General features: G+C 31.7%; 1 protein-coding gene and 1 rRNA gene. Both read left to right on the forward strand.

Going from position 1 to position 1,865, the window contains the following annotated elements; genetic code table 11:
- A 5S ribosomal RNA gene (gene rrf, locus ACI48P_RS22155) occupies positions 1 to 106 on the forward strand; the annotation flags it as partial.
- 207 nt (positions 107 to 313) lie between these two features.
- Positions 314 to 1,444: an aminopeptidase gene (locus tag ACI48P_RS22160; RefSeq protein ID WP_475219653.1), complete on the forward strand. Its 1,131-nt coding sequence runs from the start codon at positions 314 to 316 to the stop codon at positions 1,442 to 1,444.
- Positions 1,445 to 1,865 lie beyond the last annotated feature (421 nt).

Genomic DNA, 1,865 nt, shown 5'->3' on the forward strand with positions numbered 1-1,865 from the left:
TAGCAAAGAGGATACACCTGTTCCCATTCCGAACACAGAAGTTAAGCTCTTTAGCGCCGATGGTACTTGGGGGGCAACCTCCTGGGAGAGTAGGACGTAGCCACGTAATCTTTTTTACGTTTCACGAAGTTATAATAGTTCATAATAGATGGACATGGTGAGAGATAGTTTAGTTACTATCTCTTTTTTTTTAGAAAATATAAATTTTATAGATACATTGTAAGAGGAATATGGATTTAATAGTCATATATATCTTATGTGACATATATATTATGGTTCAAATAAGTTTATTGTTAGATAGGGGGATATAGAAATGGCAGATCAAAGATTAAATAAATTAGCCAAATTATTAGTTAACTATTCAAGTGAAGTAAAAGAAGGTGATTTTGTTTTTATATGTGCAGATGAGGTATCAACATCCTGGGTAGTAGAGGTGACAAAAGAAGCAATAAATGCAGGTGCTCATGTCGAATATAGGCTAGACTCTGATGAAGTGGAAGCTGCTAAGTTAAAGTATAGTACAGAAGAACAACTTAAAGGTGGGAACCTTATATATGAGACCTTATTAAAAAGAGCTGATGTATGGTTGACTGCATGGGGAAATAGAAATACTAGATGCTTATCTAGAGTTGATGCAGAAAAAATAAAAATAGCGCAGCAAGGGGCAAAAATATGGAGAGATATATATTCTGAAAGGACAGGAAGTAAAAGTCTAAGATGGTGTGGGACACAATATCCGACTTATGCAGATGCACAAGAGGCAAATATGAGCTTTAGTGAATATGAAGATTTTGTATATGGAGCAGGTCTGTTGGATAAAGAAGACCCGATAGCAGAATGGAAAAAAATAAGTAAAGAGCAAGAAAAATGGGTAAAATACCTTGATAATAAAAGCAAGTTACATATAATATCTGAAGGAACTGATATAAAGGTTGGTATAAAAGGTAGAAAATGGATCAATTGTGATGGGAAAGAGAATTTTCCTGATGGAGAAATATTTACATCACCAGTAGAAAATGAGATTAATGGATATATTACATTTTCATTTCCGGGCATATTTAGTGGTAAACAAATAGAAGATATTAGATTAGAAGTTAAAGATGGGAAAGTTGTAGATGCGAGAGCTAAAAAGGGGGAAGACTTACTAAAGGCATTACTAGAAACTGATGAAGGTGCTAGTTATTTTGGTGAAGTAGCTATAGGAACAAACTATGGAATAAAAGATTTTACTTGTAATATGCTTTTTGACGAAAAAATTGGAGGTACTATACACATGGCTATAGGTGATTCTATGGAGGAAGCTAGAGGTAAAAATAAATCTTCTCTACATTGGGATATGCTTTGTGATATGAGGAATGGAGGAAAGATTTATGCAGATGATGAACTTTTCTACGAAAATGGAGAGTTTATAGAAGAAATTTTAGAGAAATATGAAATAAAATAAATGTTAAAAGTACTTAGATGTAAATAATCCTAAGTACTTTTTTATATTTTTTAATTAAAATATAAAAAAGTATTTATGTGAACAAAAAAGATGAATATGTGGATAAGTATGAACTGTATGTGCATATTAGCAAGACAGAGGGTGTATATAATGTGAATAATATGGAAAACACATGTGGATAAACTTTAAAAAATAAAGTCTAAAATAAAAATACTAAAAAAAATTAAGAAAAAGTGTTGACGATATTATTTTAAGATGGTATAGTTATACTTGTCCTTAAGAAAAGGGCAAACAACGAAAGACAAAAGAGGCCGAAAGGTCACTTGAAGATGAACTTTGAAAATTAAACAGTAGGTTAATTTATAGAATTTGAAACAACCAAACAAAGCCAGATATATAACAGTATCTGAGCCCGTTAAAC

This window comes from Romboutsia sp. LXY-2 (assembly GCF_056171995.1).

Excerpts from the sequence above, each read along its gene's own strand:
- ACI48P_RS22160 (WP_475219653.1), top strand. The coding sequence starts at position 314 with ATGGCAGATCAAAGATTAAATAAATTAGCCAAATTATTAGTTAACTAT.